The organism is Deltaproteobacteria bacterium, assembly GCA_013151915.1.
Taxonomy (GTDB): Bacteria; BMS3Abin14; BMS3Abin14; order BMS3Abin14; family BMS3Abin14; genus BMS3ABIN14.
Genome location: JAADHJ010000010.1, coordinates 49,914 through 67,827 on the forward strand (window position 1 = coordinate 49,914; position 17,914 = coordinate 67,827).

14 protein-coding genes are annotated in these 17,914 nt (G+C 54.2%); 2 read left to right on the top strand and 12 right to left on the bottom strand.

Annotated elements, in window-relative coordinates:
- Positions 1-21: 21 nt before the first annotated feature.
- The 6 genes from ybeY to GXP52_02655 form a co-directional block, all read right to left on the bottom strand.
- The gene (gene ybeY, locus GXP52_02630) at positions 22-474 is read right to left on the bottom strand and encodes an rRNA maturation RNase YbeY (protein ID NOY86182.1); all 453 of its coding nucleotides are present in this window, start codon (positions 472-474) and stop codon (positions 22-24) included.
- Positions 353-2,842 carry an HDIG domain-containing protein gene (locus GXP52_02635; GenBank protein NOY86183.1) on the bottom strand — a complete coding sequence of 830 codons (2,490 nt, stop codon included), beginning with the start codon at positions 2,840-2,842 and terminating at the stop codon, positions 353-355. Before GXP52_02635 ends, ybeY begins: the two co-directional genes overlap by 122 nt.
- Position 2,843: 1 nt before the next feature.
- Positions 2,844-3,788 (bottom strand): PhoH family protein, encoded by a 945-nt coding sequence (locus tag GXP52_02640; protein NOY86184.1) that lies wholly within the window; start codon positions 3,786-3,788, stop codon positions 2,844-2,846.
- A 70-nt stretch (positions 3,789-3,858) separates the two neighbouring features.
- Complete coding sequence (locus GXP52_02645; GenBank protein ID NOY86185.1) at positions 3,859-5,061, bottom strand: DUF4388 domain-containing protein; 1,203 nt, start codon at positions 5,059-5,061, stop codon at positions 3,859-3,861.
- 4 nt (positions 5,062-5,065) lie between these two features.
- A complete protein-coding gene (locus GXP52_02650; GenBank protein NOY86186.1) occupies positions 5,066-7,027 on the bottom strand; it encodes a tetratricopeptide repeat protein in 1,962 nt (653 codons plus the stop codon).
- 10 nt (positions 7,028-7,037) lie between these two features.
- Positions 7,038-7,469, bottom strand: coding sequence for a DUF1844 domain-containing protein (locus GXP52_02655; protein ID NOY86187.1), 432 nt, complete (start codon positions 7,467-7,469; stop codon positions 7,038-7,040).
- Positions 7,470-7,935: 466 nt separating this feature from the next.
- Between GXP52_02655 and mazG the strand changes: the two genes are divergently transcribed.
- Together mazG and GXP52_02665 are read left to right on the top strand one after the other, a co-directional pair.
- Positions 7,936-8,745, top strand: a complete 810-nt coding sequence (mazG, locus tag GXP52_02660; GenBank protein NOY86188.1) for a nucleoside triphosphate pyrophosphohydrolase — start codon at positions 7,936-7,938, stop codon at positions 8,743-8,745.
- An 11-nt stretch (positions 8,746-8,756) separates the two neighbouring features.
- Positions 8,757-9,344: a hypothetical protein gene (locus GXP52_02665; GenBank protein ID NOY86189.1), complete on the top strand. Its 588-nt coding sequence runs from the start codon at positions 8,757-8,759 to the stop codon at positions 9,342-9,344.
- 253 nt (positions 9,345-9,597) lie between these two features.
- Here the strand turns inward: GXP52_02665 and GXP52_02670 are convergent, their stop codons facing one another.
- The 6 genes from GXP52_02670 to GXP52_02695 form a co-directional block, all read right to left on the bottom strand.
- Entirely contained in the window at positions 9,598-11,385 is a 1,788-nt protein-coding gene (locus GXP52_02670) for a hypothetical protein (GenBank protein ID NOY86190.1), read from the bottom strand.
- Between the two features lie 384 nt (positions 11,386-11,769).
- On the bottom strand, positions 11,770-12,510 hold the full coding sequence (locus tag GXP52_02675; protein ID NOY86191.1) for a response regulator: 741 nt from the start codon (positions 12,508-12,510) through the stop codon (positions 11,770-11,772).
- A 479-nt stretch (positions 12,511-12,989) separates the two neighbouring features.
- Positions 12,990-13,970: a ketoacyl-ACP synthase III gene (locus GXP52_02680; protein NOY86192.1), complete on the bottom strand. Its 981-nt coding sequence runs from the start codon at positions 13,968-13,970 to the stop codon at positions 12,990-12,992.
- A 125-nt stretch (positions 13,971-14,095) separates the two neighbouring features.
- Positions 14,096-14,881: a class I SAM-dependent methyltransferase gene (locus tag GXP52_02685; protein NOY86193.1), complete on the bottom strand. Its 786-nt coding sequence runs from the start codon at positions 14,879-14,881 to the stop codon at positions 14,096-14,098.
- Positions 14,878-16,269 (bottom strand): hypothetical protein, encoded by a 1,392-nt coding sequence (locus tag GXP52_02690; protein NOY86194.1) that lies wholly within the window; start codon positions 16,267-16,269, stop codon positions 14,878-14,880. Before GXP52_02690 ends, GXP52_02685 begins: the two co-directional genes overlap by 4 nt.
- 3 nt (positions 16,270-16,272) lie before the next feature.
- A complete protein-coding gene (locus GXP52_02695; protein NOY86195.1) occupies positions 16,273-17,850 on the bottom strand; it encodes a DUF885 domain-containing protein in 1,578 nt (525 codons plus the stop codon).
- Positions 17,851-17,914 lie beyond the last annotated feature (64 nt).

Sequence of the window (17,914 nt, forward strand, 5' to 3'; positions counted from 1 at the left end):
AAAATACCGGTGAGGGACGGTTCAGATGACATATCGGTCTTCCAGGTTTCTCATGGTATTCACCTCTTCCTCACTTCCCTCATGATCATATCCGAGAAGGTGCAGAACGCCATGGGCCAGCAGCCTTCGAAGCTCTACCTCCAGGTCCGTTCCAAGCTCCCGCGCCTGCTCTTTGGCACGATCCATTGAGATCACCACGTCCCCGAGAAGGCAAGGCCCTCCGGCGGAAGACAGGACCTCACCCTCCTGCTGGGAAAAAGAGAGAACGTCAGTCGCACTGTCTACTCCACGGTACTGCCTGTTGAGATCCCTGATCTCCCGGTCATCGGTTAGATATAGGCTCAATTCTCCATCAACTCTGCCCAAGTCTTTTAATATTCTGGAGGCCAGGATCTTCAACATCCTCATGTACGGTTTCGACTCGGTGGTTCTGCTCTCTATCAGAACCAATGGTCTTTCTTCCCTTTTTATCATCCCTTTCCTCAGCAGTGGCCCGAAGGTCCGGATAGTCAATCCTGTGATGAAAAATACCGGTAATGGTCCTGGTGAAGCTTTTGGCGATCTGGTGAAGGTCCTTAAGGGTCAGGTCCGATTCATCCAGTTGCCCGTCGATGAAGATATCATTAATAATTTTCTGAACCAGTCCACGAATCCTGGCAGGAGTGGGATCCGTCAGAACCTTGGAGGCTGCCTCCACTGCATCGGCCAGCATTATAAGGGCTGCCTCGCGGCTCTGGGGCTTGGGCCCGAAGTAGCGAAAATCCCTTTCATCCACAGTCTGAACGGAAGGGTCTTCCATATCCTTGGCCTTATTGAAAAAGAAGGTTATCAGGCGGGTTCCGTGATGCTGTTTGATGATATCCACCATCCTCCTGGGGAGGTGTTGTTCCCGCGCCACTTCCACACCGTCCTTAACATGGGCGGTGAGAATCAGAGCGCTCATGTTGGGTGAAAGTTTTTCATGACGGTTGCCCCGGCCTTCCTGGTTTTCCACAAAATACTCGGGCTTGTTGATCTTGCCCACATCATGGTACAGGGCGGCAACTTTGGTCAGGAGCGGGTTGGCCCCGATCTCCTCGGCGGCAGCTTCCGCAAGCGACCCGACAAGCACGCTATGATGATAGCTTCCCGGTGCCCTCAGGATCATCTTCTTGAGGATAGGCTGATTAAGGTTGGCGAGTTCCATGAGTTTCATGTCGGTACCCACGCGAAAACCGGATTCCATGATGGGAAGGGCGAGGGAAACAATGAGAGAGGCAACGATTCCGCCGCCAACAGCAAAAGGCAGCTGCCATAGGGTTCCGATGGTAAACAGCTCACTGCTTTTGAGCACGTTGACGAGAGCGAGAAGAGCGCTTACCCCTCCCACCGCCAGGCCCGCCTTGACAAGGGAGGACCTCTGGCGGCAGTGAATTACGCTGAAGGATGCGACTACCCCGCCGATGAATGAGTAGAGGAAGGTCATCAGGCTCCATTCAGTCAGCAGGGCGGAAAAAATGGATGTCAGGCCGGCGACTATGAAGCCCACTCTGACGGGAAAAAGGGTTGCGGCAATCATCGCTCCAGCGGAAAACGGCACCACGAGCGTTAACGTCGCCAGGGTCAGACCGGTGTAGGTAGCGGCGAGCGTCTGGACGAAGGCCAGGGAACCCTTCGTCAAAACCACCTGGAAGGCAATAATCACCACAAGAATAACGAGACTTTGCGTATCCGTTGCTACCTTCCGATCGACCCGGAAAAGGACCCGGAAGAAGGTAAAAAGGACAATGGCTACAAGGATAAAAAGCCCCAGAATAAGGGTGACCCTCCCATCGCTGGGACCGGAATGGCTCAAGGCCCGGATTTTGACAATTTTTTCGTCGGTCAGTGGATCACCGGCCCTGACTATGACCTCTCCCCTTTTTACCTGAAGATAGACAGGTTTCGTCTCCGTGACCGCTTTGATCCGACGCGCTTCGGTTTCGGAGCGGTTGAAGGTAAAATTTGGGCGTACCAGGTCCTGTGCCAGAACCTCAAGCAGTTGTTTGAGGCGGAGTTCGTGTCTGGACCACTTAACAGAGGAGAACACTTTTTTTACCCGCGCCCTCGCGGCCTTTTGAGAGAGGATGCCGGAAAAATCGTCCAGAACCATCTCCTGTGTAACAGCGTCCAGCGTCCTCACTGCTACACCTCTTCCCCGCTCCTTGAGAAGAAGTTCCCTGTTTGAAACGATGCCCATCCCGAGGATAGGCTGAAAGGATTCCACGAGGATCATTTGGCTCTTCTCGCTGAACCCATCGTTGAGAAGGGGGGCCATCTGTTCCAAAGAGACCCCGATGGACATGGATTCAATGAACTCCCGAACAGGTTCCGCCCTCGCCTTCTCAGCCTGTTTCCTGAACAGGTCGAGCTCCTCTTGAATCTGCGGCCTCGATTCCTTGGGGGCGTTCCGGTACCTGCTGATCAGTTCCTTTTCATCGCTCTGCTGATCCATGAGCAGGTTCCGCATCTTCTGGAAAAAGAGCTTTATTTTACTGATTGTTTCGAGATCCTGCTTGCGGTCGAAATCGTAGACAGCAAGAACCGATGCCTTGGCCTCCAGTCTCCTTGCCTGGGTGGAAGCCTCATCCTCCACGAGAATCGACTTGGACGCCTTGATGTCGCTCTTCGCTATATCACCTGGCTGGTAGTCCGCGTTTGACGATTGACGGAAAGGAATGAGAAGGTAGGTGATAAGTACAACGGTTACCCAGAACAGGACGGACCATTGGACTTCCCGGTCCCACTTAAACAGCTGCTTTATCCTGAAAGATCCGGAACCCGACGTTTTTTCCTCTTTTACAGGCGCCTGCGGTTTAGGCATGTCAAAGCCCTCTTTTCTCGTAGGCCCTTATGACCTGCTGAACAAGCGGATGCCGGACCACATCACCTTCATCGAAGTTCACGAAGCTGATCCCTTCGATACCATGGAGAATATCCAGAACCTCGACCAGACCCGACGAGGTTCTCACGGGAAGATCGATCTGTGTGATATCCCCCGTGATGACAGCCTTGGAATCAAACCCCAGACGCGTCAGAAACATCTTCATCTGTTCGGTGGTTGTATTCTGAGCCTCATCCAGAATTACGAACGAGTCGTTCAGGGTTCGACCCCGCATGAAGGCCAGGGGGGCTATTTCGATAACACCTCGGTCGATGAGCTTCAGCGCTTTCTCGGAGCTGAGCATCTCAAACAGGGCATCGTACAACGGCCTAAGGTAGGGATTGACCTTCTCGTATATATCTCCGGGGAGAAATCCCAGTTTTTCACCCGCCTCTACCGCAGGTCTCGCGAGAATGATCCTGCTCACTTCCTTTCTCACCAGGGAGAGCACCGCGGCGGCCATGGCCAGATATGTTTTACCGGTCCCTGCAGGCCCAACCCCGAACACGATATCATCTTCCCGTATTTTTTTGAGGTAAAGCCTCTGGTTGACACTCCTCGGCACGATGGATTTCCGGGGAGAAATGACGATCGTCTGGGACATGAGATCCGATAGTTCAGGTTTTCCTCCACCCGCAATCTGCCCGAACAACCCCTCCAATTCTTCGTGCGTGATCCTGGTCCCCCGGTCAACAGTATCCAGAATGTCGCTGATGACCCTTCCTACCTCGTCAACTTTTTCCTCCGGACCTTCCAGGAAGACCTTCTCCCCGCGGATGCCGACGCGAACCCCGGTGAGCCTTTCGATAGTCTTCAGGTTGCTGTCCAGATCCCCGGTCAGGACACGGGCCTGGCGTTCATTATTCAGTTTAAGAGCCCTTTTCACCAATAAACCCCTTCTCCCTCAAATTCCGATAGGGTCGCAAAAAGTCCATTGATAACTTTGTAAAAAGTTATCAATCTTCCGGTATCCCGAAGACCAGGCCATTGTCAGTCGCCCTGACGGTGTAGGGTTGAGCAAAGGGATAGGTGAGGTCCGATGGCAAAATAAATTCACTTTGGACAAGGTCATCCGCAGTCACAGGGTAGATTCCCTTCTCAAGACGGTAGACATTCATGGCGAGATCCAGACGCGATGTCTGGGCTTCCGCGATGGATCTTTTTATAATGACGGCTTTTTCGGATGTCAGCCTTGAGAAAAGAAGAAGGCGGTAGCCGGAAATGCTCAAGACCGAAAAGGCGATAAAGAGTACAACGGCAAACACCGCAAATGTCACGACCATGGAAAAAATCCTTTTCCCCGTTCCGGTCTTTCCCTCTTTTTCGGTGGTTCTGGGCGTTGACGCCGGTACCTTGACGGGTTTGATAAGGCCGAATCCCAGAAGGTCAACGAGGATTCTGGCGGCCTCGAACTCACCGAGAAGCGATCGGTATGCAATATCGCTAACCGTCCATCGGCCATCAAGGAGGTCAAAAACCATCTCCTGCTCGGCGGTAAGCAGGATTTTATCCCCATCATTCGGCTTAGGTTTTTCACCACCGAAAACATCGATATCGGGAATATCCTTTTCCACATGGTCACTCATCCGAGACCTTCTAAGAATCTTATCCTCCGCACTGGCAAGCCTGGTGAACACTATATCCAATGAGGGAATCTTTCCCATGATACCCGGCCATTCATCGACCATTCGGGCGGCCTCCATGAGTACATATTCCGCCGCCAGCGGGGTCAACAGTTGGGTATCGTAGCTGACCTTCCCTCCCTCAAAACGGTAGTTGCCGCTGGTCCACTGGAATATCTTGAAGAGAGTTTCCCTGATCTGAAAAGTCAGGACCGCTTTAAACTGTTCGGAAGTAATGTACCCCTTTTCCTGGAGGATATAGCCGAGTTTCTTCATGGTCCTTCCCTGTTCCTCAAGGACATCATCGAGCTGCGTTCGATCGATCAGGCCGGACTTGAGAAGAATATCGCCAAGCCTCTCCTTGGCGATGGTCTTTGCGGTGCCGGATTCGGCATTCACGACCTTTCCCGAGTCGAAGGTTACGGCAACGCTCTTCCCCTTGTCCTCCAGTTGGAGAATCCCCGTCTTTCTCTGATGTGAGATAAGCTGGAAGATATCTGAGAGGCCGAAATCCTTGAGAGTGCCTTTAAGCGCCATTGCCCTAATCCTTCTCCAGCTTTCGGCCGACACTGTACAGGGCCGCTACGTAGTAAAGGACAAAAAGGGTAATAAACAGGATCCTGGACTCTGGTCCCGTCTGGAATACCAGGTTTGTCGTGTCCCTGTACAACCCATACCACAGGACCCACTTCATCCAGAAACATGTGGTGATGATAATCATGACCACGGACTGCCAACCGGCTCCAAGCAGGGTGTGCCCCATCCCCGGGAAAAGGATGGTTAAAAATCTCGCAAGGAGCGCCCTTTTCCTCTTGAAGCGCATTATCTGCATCATTTTTCTGACTCTACTGGCAGGATCAACGCCGGTCCTGATCCGGAAAATCTGCCTGCACTGCGAGCAGAAGGATTCATCGCTCGACTCGCTGCATGTTGGACAGTGAAGCCTGCCGCACTGCCTGCACCGGTTGGCGGTGGCCAGTCGGCTTTCAAGCGGCCGACCGGCGAAGAGAAGAAGGGCCGCGAGAGGAAATACAAACCATGAAAACGCGAAGGGTACTTTCGGTATGATATCCGACCAGAGGCCCTCCCTCCACCTGATCCCGTCGGGATCAAGCTTAGCCGCGCCCTCAAGATATCCCATGAGGCTTCCGGAGATATCTATGGTAATCCTGCGCTTCCCTCCCGGCTGATCAGCGGCAAGACTCCCGGCGAGCTTGGGGTCCATTTCCTGGGCCTGTCGAAATTCCTTCTCACCTTCTTCCAGTTGCAGATTTTCACGAAGCGCCTGACTGAGGTTGTAGTGGATGCGAGGGTCATCGCTGTATCGGAGCGCCCTTTTGTAAAAATCAATGGAATCTGCGAACCTCCCGGACCCCATCAGCACATTGGCCAGATTGTTAAGTATGGAGGGTGACTCCGGATCTTTTTCCAACGCCTGTCTCAGGAGGGATTCGGCCTCCCTGACCTTTCCTCCCCGCTTGAGAACGACGGCGAGAGTGGAGAGAATCTGCACATTATCAGGATCCTGAACGCGGAGTTTGTGGAGTTCATCTATGGTCCTGATCCCTTCTCCACTCATCTCAGCCGTGTAGACGGTAAGGCCGCTTCCTCCACCAAAAAAAGAGTTGTTCAGCGCGAGAACATGGACAAGCAACGGCAGAGAGATGAGCAGGAGAACCGCAAGGGCTACGGCCACACGTTCGCCGGAGTGGAGATGGGCCACCATCAGGAGAGCCGCCAGAATGACCCACATGATGAACGCCATGCCGGTCAGAAGCAGAATCCCAAGAAAAACGGGGATGATGATGTACCAAACCCACTGGGGAACCCGGATCATGTGGGAAAGATCATGGGCAGCCCGCGGGAAAACGCGGATCGAAAGCAGGAAGATCGTCACGATGGATGCAACCAGCACGCTGGAAAGAATCCACAGCATCAACCCCGTAATCCATGGAAAGATGGAACGAAAATCCTTGAAGAACGCGCCCCATCCTTCCAGAACCGTGTCGAGCGAGGCGAGGACGCGCAGACGGCTCTGCCGCCATCTGGCCTGTGCTTTCAAAAAAAACGGCGCGGGGTAATCCGGGGCGAGTTTTCCGGCGTAATCGATCAGCTCTAAGGCACTCTTATACCGGGATTGCTCCATGGCCTGGGACGCTTCCAGAAGAAGGGCCGCGGCAGGAAGATAAAGGTCAGGAATCCCGGTTTCAACACGGTAGCTGACAATTCTACCGAGGTTTTTTTTCGCCTCGCCCGGATCGCCCCTGACCGCATTCTGACGATAGGCGAACCAGTCCTTCTCCCACGGGGCGCGGACACCCACCGGAAGGGCCCCGGAAGGTCCGCCGGGGGAAACCCCCTCACTGGCCCCCGGGGGCATATCGAGCACATCGGCCAAGGGGAAATCGACCGTCAACTCGCTTACCTCGGCAGCAGCAGCCGTCTGGGGAAAAACAGTGAAAATGGCGAGAGCCAGGAGAAAACAGGCGGTAACCGTTCTCAAAACGGGGATCTCACCCTTTCTCCTTTACGGCATTCAGGTATTTCCATTTCAGCTCAGCCGAGGCGTTCTCAAAAAATTTCCTCTCCTCCTCCTCGAGATTCCCCTTTGTCTTGTCCTTCAGAATGTCGAGGATGTCAATCGTCTGTTTCGCTGCTTCCAGATTCTGCTCCTGCTTACCATTGATGGGATCAGGCATCTCTCCCAACTGGATAAGGGCTGAGCTGAAAAGAGAAAAGATGAAAGTGGAGAAGTCAAGTTTGGGCGCCCTGTCACCAGGCGCACTGCTCTTCCTGTCGTCGAGCTGTTTTTCTTCCGGAGCTTCAGGCGACTCCTTTGCGCTGTCCTCACCAGCGGTTTTCCCCCCGGACTCATCTTTACCTCCACGGGAAGTCCTCCGGTCCTCAACCTTAAACTTTTTTTCGCCGTCCTTTTCTTCGGACATGGCTGCTCCTCCCATACCGGACAACCTCTAAAAAGGCGCCGGCACGCCACTCCTGTGCAGGGAGATGGTTAGCGCCGGGCACCCACCCCTCACGAGGGACCATTCTCCAAGGTCCTCGTTTTTAGAATTCGCCGTTGAATATACCAATTTAAACAGTATGCTTGCAAGTACCTCTACTTCCCCTCGAGCTCCTTTAAAGTTCCCGGAATGACGTTCATTCGGACGCGGTCCCGCCAATCATGAGATTGCCGCTCCTCGTGTCCGGCTATCCCTCTGGACTCTGGACTCTGGACTCTGAAGTTACCCTGAAAAGTATAGCAACTAACACCCCTGAATACCATTTTCCCGTTTTATATGATTATATCCATATTCTCCATTGTTTTCCTCACCCGTGGTTGGCATACTGACGGGAAATAGCCCGCCAGGCCGTGTGGCCGAATGATAGCCCGACAATACAGGACATCGGATGAGCAACATGACAGAAAAGGAAAACCCGGCGATTAACCAACTTCAGGCGATCATTGCACAGCTCCGCGGACCCGACGGGTGTCCATGGGACCGAAAACAGACCCCCACCTCCCTGATTCCCTACATCATCGAGGAAGCCTATGAACTGGTGGATGCCATCCAGGGAGGAGCTTCCGATAAAATTCTTGAAGAACTTGGGGACCTTCTGCTTCAGATCGTCCTCCAGGCCCAGATAGCCGGCGAGACGGGACTTTTTAACCTTAACGATGTCGCACGCGGGATTACAGACAAGCTCATACGCAGGCATCCCCACGTCTTTGGAGGAGAAACCGCGGCAAATGATGAGGAGGCCGTCCTCCACTGGGAACGCATCAAGGCCGACAAGGAGGGCAAGGACATCCGGAAAAGGCATCACGGTACCCCTATTCTGCACAGGGCGCTGAGGCTCCAGGAACAGGCGGTGGCATACGGTTTCGATTGGGAGGAAGTTTCCCAGCTTTTCGGAAAACTCGACGAGGAGATCGGGGAGATTCGGACCGCCCTGAGGTCCGAGGACAAGAAGGCCGTAACAGAAGAGGTCGGGGACCTTCTCTTCATGGCCGTTAACCTGGCCCGCTTCCTGGAAATTCACCCCGAAGAGGCCCTTGAAGGATCCATCGAAAAATTTCAGCGGAGGTTTAAGGTGATGGAGAAGATGGCATTGGAGAAAAACCGGCCGCTTAACGGCATGAACATTGAGGAGATGGAAAGGTTCTGGCAGACGGCCAAGAACCGGGAGAAAAGGCACAACGGACCCGCCGAATCCTAAGGAGGAGCCACATGCGCTATCGAACCGCTGTTTTTATTCTCGCCACCCTTTGCCTCGCGGTGATTGCAACGGCGGTCATTTCCGGAACGTCAACGGCCGCCGAACTGGCGGGCATTTCAATGCCCGATTCCATAAATATTTCCGGGGAAAATTGCGTCCTCGTCGGTCAAGGTCTGAGGAAAGTGCTGTTTATAAAAATCTACGTTTCCGGCCTGTACATGGCAACTCCCCTTCACCAGGCCGACGCGGTGATCAACTCGAATCAGATCAAACGTCTGGTTGTCCACTGGAAGTATAAAAACGTCAGTGCGAAAAAACTCCAGAAGGAATACAGGGAAAAACTCGAGGAAAACACTCCCGACCGATCGGAGGAGCTGAACCGCAAGATCGATCATTTTATCTCCCTTTTCACCAAACCTGCTGTTAAGAACGATCAATTCATCTACACTTACGAACCCGGCAAGGGCACATCGATATCCCTGTCGGGGGAAAATAAAGGACTCATCGAGGGGGAGGATTTCATGAAGGCTCTCTTCAAGGTGTGGTTCGGAGAAAAACCCTTCGATAAAAACCTGAAGAAGGGTCTGCTTGGGGGGTGAACGTCCCTTACGGGACGTTGTATGAGTCCAGAGTCGCGGAGTTGCGGAGTCCAGAGTTCAGAGTCGCGGAGTCCATCCCGTAGATGAACATGCCATGGAGATCGATGTCGGCTTTGCGGATGATGCGAGCGGCCTGGGTCATCTCAACTAATGACTGGGTTTTGTTTATTTCCCTCAGGGCATCCGGGTAAAGGCCGTAAGCCATAGGCTGCAGGCGTTAAATGCCCTAACGTCCATTCGCCCCGTAGCCCTACTAATGCAGTTCAGTCCCGGCCTCCCTGTACTCTCTGAAGGTTATCTGGAACGTCGTCCCATTTTCCCGGTGGATCTCTATGCGGCCTCCCAGGAGTTCAACGAGTGTCCTGACCAGATTAATGCCCAGGGTGTTGAAACTGCCCAGATCCTTGCCCGCCGGCATCCCGGACCCGTTATCGGCCACCGTCAGGACATACCCGGTTCCCTCGGACCCGTGGAATCCGATCCTCACCTCTCCGTCCTGCCTCCCCGAAAAGGCATGCTTATAGGCATTGGTGATCAGCTCGTTGATAATAAGTCCGGCGGGGATGGCGGTATCAATAACAAGGTCGACCTTTTCCAGATCAAAGATGAATTCGATATTCTCTTTTCGCTGTCCGTAGGATGAAGATATGTTTCCGGCGAGACTGCGCACGTAATCCGCAAAATTGATCCGGCCGAGATCCCGGTTCCTGTAGAGATTCTCATGGATCAGGGCCATGCTCATCACCCGAGTTTCACTCTCACGGTAAAGTTCCTTGGCCTTTTCGTCCTCCGCATGCCGCCCCTGCAGGTTGAGAAGCCCCGAGACCATCTGGAGATTATTTTTCACCCGGTGATGTATTTCCTTAAGAAGAATCTCCTTCTCCTGGAGGAGCGTGTGAAGATTCGCCTCAACCTTCCTGCGTTCCGCCATCTCCTTTTTCAGCTCAATATTGGAGCGGGAAAGCTCAGACAAAAGACCCTCGACTTTATGGGCGTGTCGCATGGTGGTCCACAGGAAACCGCACAGCAGACCGATGAAAATCAGTCCACCGGTCAGGACCAAAAAACCCCTGTCGGAATTCATCCCGTAACGCCCGGAAGTCCTATAGAACAGGACGGACCATGCGCGTCCCGGCACACTCAGGTTCGTTCGATAATTAACACCCTGGAGGATGGCCTCCGGAACCCCGTGAAAAGGTTCAGGTTCTGAAACTTCGCGGGTTTCGTCATAATGATAAAGAAACCTCCGGCCGGGTGGCGCTGAATCATCAAACAGATAGAACCCGATTCCTTCCATATCCCTGTCCTTAAGGGACTCAACCACCAGGTTGGAGACAGTGAAGACCCCAAGGGCGAAACCCTGCAGGCCCGACATCGGGCCTCCGGGAGTGGTCGGGGAAACGACCCTGCGGTATATGGGCCGAAAAATCAGAAATCCATAACGATCTCCCCTCCCCTGCACAAGGGCTATCCTGCCGGAGGATATTGCCGCTCCTGTCTCAATCGACTTTCTGATGGATTCCAGACGGGTAGGATCCGATCCGAGATCGAACCCGAGGGCCGTCTCGTTTCCCTGGAGAGGTTCCACATAATACGCAGGAAAATACCACGGCCTTCGGCCGGCTCTTCTCATAACACTTCGGCTTTTCCGCTCGGTGAACTGAAAATCGTTCATTCCATCCGCACGGGCCTCTTCCTCATATTCAGCTCTGTCTTTGTCCGCCACAGCCGGTATCCACTCCAGGGCCAGGATCTGGGCATGGCGGAACAGGGGAGTTGCCACAAACCTCCTGAATTCATCCCTTTCCACAAAAACGGAGGCGTTAAAGAAACCCGCAATCGACTCGACTACTTCGGTGGATAGATCAATCTGGCTCTGAAGATCCGTGGCATAGTTTTCCATCTCTCTTTCGAAAACGGCCGTCGTCAGAACCCGCTCGTTTTCCCTGACAATTCCATGGATGATCAGCAACAGAACGACGCTCAGGACGAGGACGGATAACGCATAGAGATACCGTCGGCGGAACAGTCGGACGAACATGGCCTTTTCCCCATTACTGGCTTTCCGGCACAAGGGTACTTGGGGCTGTACGCTCCGCGCACATCCAAATTCCCCCGGTTTGAACATGGAGATATTACAACAGAAGGTCTTTGTTTCGCAACTTAACGAAAAATATGGCTACCCTGGGAGTCTGGGTGGGATTCTCCGACGAATCTGTGATCCGGCATGGAAAGACGATGACTTCGCAAGAAGTCATCAACGCGCCCACCGAAGGGCGCGCAAATCGAAGATTTGTGAGGAAAGTGAAAATGACACTTTTCGCTTTCCGTAAGTAACAAAACCATTAATGGACTTTTTACTGCCCTACCAAGGATGAACGTGAGTCTGAGGATTCCAGGAAATCAGGGGGAAGAAGGGAAAAGTTTAAAGGGGAAAGGATTCTGTAAGACAGGGCGCGCCTTCAAACCCATTTACCTCCAGGATCAACCGTACATAATCATGTATAGATCCCTTATCAACGGGGTCAATGGTAAGAAATCGCATCCCGGCCCCTTTCGGACCGGTCTCTTTCAACCTTCCGGTCCAGACCACAGCCGCTGAACGGACATACACCGCCCGTTCGCGGGAGGGCAGGGCGAAACGAATTTCAAACACATCTCCCGGGATTGGAAGCGGAGCCATATCAACGAAAACACCTTCCGCAGACAGTGAAAGGACGTTGGCGCTCATCCCCACGTTATCCCTGGAGATAGTGCATGGCAGGGACAAGGAGACCCTTTCCAGACGCCGTTCGCCGAGGTCAAGCAGTTCCTCGACAATTGTCACCAGAAGATCATTCCTAATGGGTTTATGGATCAGCCCGTCGCACAGCGCCATAATCGTGCCGATCCCGGAAGATTCCCGGGAACCTGAGCTGACAATTACGACGGGGATGGAACTGGTGAGCGGGTCGTTTTTCAAGTGCCTACATACTTCCGGCCCTGTGAGATCAGGCATGATATGATCAAGGAGGATGAGGTCCGGCAAAAGATTCCGCGCCATTTCCAAGGCCTCACGCCCGCACCGGGCCGAATAAAAATAGAACCGATCCCGCCCCAGGCAGGAAATCTCCTGCTGAATAAAGAACTCGTTGTCGTCAACGACCAGAATCCGTTTTTTCATCATGAAATCCCTTTCCTGACCTTATCAATACCGCCCATGCCGAAAGAAGAGCAAATATCAGGCCAGGATGGGACTGCATTGTAACCTTTTGTAATTCAAACGTTTTTCAATCAGAAGGTAGATTGAAATACAGATAACTGCACACCTACATGGGCAAGTTGCACATAATTGTATGCATACAGTAAAGAACGTTCAACGGGGTAGAGCAGGCGATAGGCTATGGGCTGTAGGGTAAAACAAGTCCAGAGTCCAGAGTCCAGAGTCCAGAGTCCAGAGAGAAGAAAAACGAACATGGAGTCTGTGTCTCCAGTGAGCGCAGCGAACGGGCGGTGAAATAATCTGCTTCATCGCGGAGCGCCGCTTCTTAACCCCAGAGATCTCAGGTTTTCTCCGCTTCCGATGTTTGCCTTATCCCCTCCATCCCCTTCATCCCTGTGAGAAAGACACAGGTTTGAATTTTGGTTACAACACCGGACGTCCTATCACCAGCGAACGACGGCCCCCGCCCACGTCAGCCCCGCTCCGAAACCGGCCAGGACCAGGATGTCGCCCTCCTTGATGATGCCTCGGCTGTCGGCCTCGGCCAACGCGATGGGAATGGTCCCGGCTGAAGTGTTTCCAAAACGGTCCAGGTTTATGTAGAATTTCTCAATGGGAATTTTCATGGCCTTGGCGGCGGAATCGATAATCCTCATGTTGGCCTGGTGCGGAAAGAAATGATCCACATCATCCAGGGTCAGACCCGCCCTGTCCACCGCATTGCGAACGGCGTCCGGCAGGGCCTTGACACCGAACTTGAACACATCCTTACCCTGCATGCGTATGGCAAAATCCTTCAGACGTGAATCCCCCAGGGGCGTCATTTCGGCCACGCCCGGTTCAACACACAGCCATGGCGGCGGCGCCGATCCGTCGGCCTTCAGGTATGTGGACAGGATACCGCTGTCTCCCCCCTCATGCCGAAGGAGGGCTGCCCCACCCCCGTCGGCAAAAAGGACGCAGGTGTTTCGATCACTCCAGTCAAGGACCCTTGAGAGGGTTTCGGCACCGATTACAAGGGCATGCTTGATCCCGGTTTCAGGCATCATGCTGTCGGCGACCGCAAGGCCGTAGACGAACCCGGAACAGGCGGCCTCCAGGTCGAAGCAGGCGGCGTTTTTCGCGCCGATCTTGTTTTGAACAATGCAGGCTGTGGACGGAATAAGCCGATCCGGGGAGAGGGTGGCCACGATTATGAGATCAATCTCCTCCGGTGCCACACCTCCCCGATCGAGGGCCTCCAATGCCGCGCTTGCGCAAAAATCGGAGGTCGTTTCATGGTCCTCGGCGATACGTCGTTCCTTTATCCCCGTACGGGAAGTAATCCACTCGTCCGAGGTATCCACTATCCTGGCCAGATCATCGTTGGTGACAACTCTGGAAGGAACGCCCATTCCCGTTCCCACGATACGATTTCCCTTCATTGGAATCCTCCATTAATGTTGATAGGGTCGCAAAAAGTCCAACGGGATGAAAAACGTTCAACGTTCAATGTTCAACGTTCAACGTGATAAAGAACGTTCAATGTTCAACAAACCCTTCGGCAAGCTCAGGCCTCCGGTTTGACTCCCACAGCCACAATTCGTCGATTCATGAACCCGTAATCCCCTTTTGTATCATGAGGGGCAAAATTTCTATGAAGCCGGACCTTGGAAAATCCCGCTTTACCCAACAGACGCGCAAGACCCGCGCCGTCAAACAGGCGGATACGGTAGGTCTGATCGCGCAAGAGCCCCCTGTCCTTGCAAAGGACCAGTTCTCTTGCCATTACCGCATCCCCTTCGATTTCCCTGCGACGGCAGACGACAACCGTTCCATCCACCTCGTGCCAGGCGACTGGGGACATCTCTTCCCTCACCTGGTCTCCGTCGGCCGTATCAACCAGGATTTTCGACCCTGGCTTCAGCAGCCGCATGGATTCGGCCAGAATCCTCAGATCGTCCTCCGGTTCAGGGAGATAACCCAGTGAGTTTCCCATTATGATAACATAGTCAAAGGATTCCGAGGGAAGGCCCGTTTTCCTGGCATCCCCCTGGAGGAAACGGACCGGTCTTCTCCTCGCGGCGGCCAGATCCCTGCCCCTTTCTATGAGGAACCGGGAATAGTCCAGGACCGTGCACCCCGTAAACCCTCTGGAGACCAGTTCCATACTGTGTCGGCCCTGTCCTCCGCAAAGATCCAGGACCGCGTTTTGCGGATCCATGGAAAGGATCTCACAGATAACGTCCACCTCACGCCTGGTAAGATCCTCATCGCACACCGAGCGGGAGTCGGTGAGCAGGTAGATCTCATCGAAAAGGCTCTTCCACCAATCCGGCCTGACCTCTATGCTCAAGGCTCCTCCGGATGAGCTCCGAAACTGAACAGACCGTCAGTGGCGAAAACAGCCGGGCCGCCCTGCCACTTCTGGGAACGGGCAATCTGGAGCTCTTCCTCCTCCATTTCAATGTAATCATCCAATTCGCCGGACAGCCACATCCTCTCCAAAGTAAGGCAGTCCTTCCACACGGCGGAACAGTAGCTTCCAAGGGCTTCCAGATGACCAGGGCTGATCACGCGCGGCCTCAGGGCCATCCTGATGGGACCAAGAAGGTAGGTGAACCTGTTATCCATCGCCATCTCACCCTGCATTCGTACAATATCGGCTACATCCTCGAAATCCATTTCGAGGATAGCATCGTTTATTCGTGCAACGGCGTCGCGCACGCTCATCCGGGAACGCAGGACTCCAAGGGGCTGCACGCCTCCGCCGCTTCCAACGTTGGTGGGCACTCCTCCAAACCTGACCAGAAACCCATACATGCCTGTGGGTCCCATCAAACAGCGGAAATCGGTCTGGTATCGCTCAAGGACCACTTTCCTCTCACCAACATTCAGCGCGGGGTTGTCCTCCGCCCAAAGGTTAAGGGGTATCCTTTCCTGCACGATGTAGCTCCCCTCCATCAAGGCCAGTTCGATGGCTTCGTCGCCGTCCTTATCCACTCCGCCCACCCTGACCCCAAAACCGGAATAGCCTCTCTCCGGCTTGAGGACCAGCCTGCCCCAATTGCCCCGCGTCCATTCAACCAGGTCCCGAATCTCCTCCCCGTCCGGACCTTGCGTCGGCCTCGGAAAGAACCTCCGGGTCCAGGGTGTCCGACGGACCGTTTCGGGTTGAAACCGTCCGCTTTGCGACCTGTTTATCACCTCGAACATGCTCTTGACGTTGATCGGTTCAGTGCCGCGCGGGTTTATCACACGACCCTCACTGACCGCTCTTATAAGGGGGGCCAGACCATGTCTGCGGTGAAGATCAAGGAGAACGTCGGTGTTGAAATCCATGAATATCAGGGAGATTGGATCGCCTCTCCAGGCCACCCGGCCCCGGCTGATCTCAATATCCTGAGGGGCCATGAGGGCGCTGCTGATCCCGTCAATGGTGTCAAGCCGTTCAACCAGGTTGATATTCTCCGTCACATCCTCCAGCGTCTCCTCCTCCGCCACCACAGCGATAAAACCCGGGTTGGACCCCGCACGGGACCGATGGGCCTCAACGAGCATCTCGACAAAACCGAAAACCGGATAGAGAAGAGGGTGGTCGAGATCAAGATCGACACCAATGGGCCGGACGCGATTCAACCTCTCCCAGACCGCCTTGCCGATGATCTGGGTGATGCGCTGATAGTCCCATCCTCCTGGACTGCCGAGATTCCATTCCGAATGATAGCCGAGAAACTGTTCCACTTATTACCTCAACGCCTGTTTTAATTCGCTAAACCCGATCTCTCCCTGCCTGAGGATCCTTCCGGCCAGGTTCACCGACTCCATACAGTTCCGCCCGTCAAACAGGGAGCGGAAACGGCGTAAGCCCATAGTATAGCACGTCTGATAAGCCGGCCGCAGTGAGTATTTTCGGGCGGTAGCCATTGCACGGGAGGGGGAGAAACCGCCTTCGGTCAGAACCCGGGCAGTCCCGGAAATGTCTATTCGCCCCATGTGGAGATCGAGGTCGGCAATACCCCTTATTGCATGTCTCAACCTGCGAACAATCAGGATGAAGCGGTCCCACCTCCGGCTGAAAAAACCGGACTGTTCCAGGAGTTGCTCCGCAAAACATGCCCATCCCTCGTAAAAGACAGGGCGTTCCAACGGCCGCCGTACGACGCGGGCCAGGTTCCACCGGGAGATGTCGAGAAGGTGGTGCCCAGGGTAGGTTTCGTGAGCGGCCGTCATGCGAAACACGGGGTGGATGCGGGCGGACGCTTTCCCCAGACTGCCGCCGCCATAGATGAAAAAGAACCCGCCGGCAGGGGGATATCCCGGCAACGCACTGTAGGAATCCGCCGTCCTCACAGGGGTCATGGAAGAGGGAAGCGCCCTGACCTCTACCGGACATCCTTCGGCCAGATCCGGAGGTATCAATCCAAGATCCAGACAATGATCCTTCAAACGCCCGATTTCCTGAAAAAGGAGCCTTGCCTTTCCCTCACGCGGGATGGGAATCCGGGGAATCCTATCCCATGCCTCCATCCAGGGACCGCCCGGCTTGAGATCTTCGGGCAGGGTTGAGAGTTCCTCAAGGAGGCTGTCCCTCTCTTCAGTCATTTCTGTCAGGATCTCGTCCACCGAAAGTCCGATCGCCATGTGGTACGAGGCAATCCTCTCCACGAGATCACGGGGCAGGAATAATCCCTCCCGAACATTGAGCCCACCTAGCCGTTTTCCATACTTTTCAATGGCCTGGAGAGCGGAATCCCGGGCGCCCCCCATATCTCCCAGGGTAGCGACCCAGGCCATCGTGCCCCTGGCCATCTCGACTCCCAGTTCCCTGAAAAGGGCAGGGACGTCCTCCAGAATATTCCCGGACGTTTCAAGAAAATCACGAAGGCCTCCAAGCCGCATCTCCAGCACCGCCGTTTCCCCGGATTCGATGGCCTGAAGCAGTCCGACAGTTGCAATCGTAAGGTGAAATGTAGGCTGAGTCCTGTGGAAGCGGACCTCTTCCAACTGTTCCCTGAGCGTAATGGCAAGGTGGCTCAGAAGAGAAACATCGATCAGGTCCTGAGGATGGGCGTCACCGGAATTCAGAGCCTCCAGCTCCAGCTCCCATCGAGCGAGTTTTCGGGAAACATCCTCCACCCTTTCCGGCGAGAAGTCATCCCACAACCGCCAGTCAGGCTCGTCCGGAACCACCTGGGGGAAGAAGTAGAACTCGTCGCTATAGCAGCAGACAGGGAACGTGCGGGCCAGAAGACCGTACATCTCATCCGCAAGCGTCTTAACGGAGGCGGCGATGCCACCTGGTTCTTCATCGCCAGTGAACATGGGGTCATATTAACAGTGAAACCGACAGGATGAAAGGCGGGACTCTGACTCCGGACTCTGGACT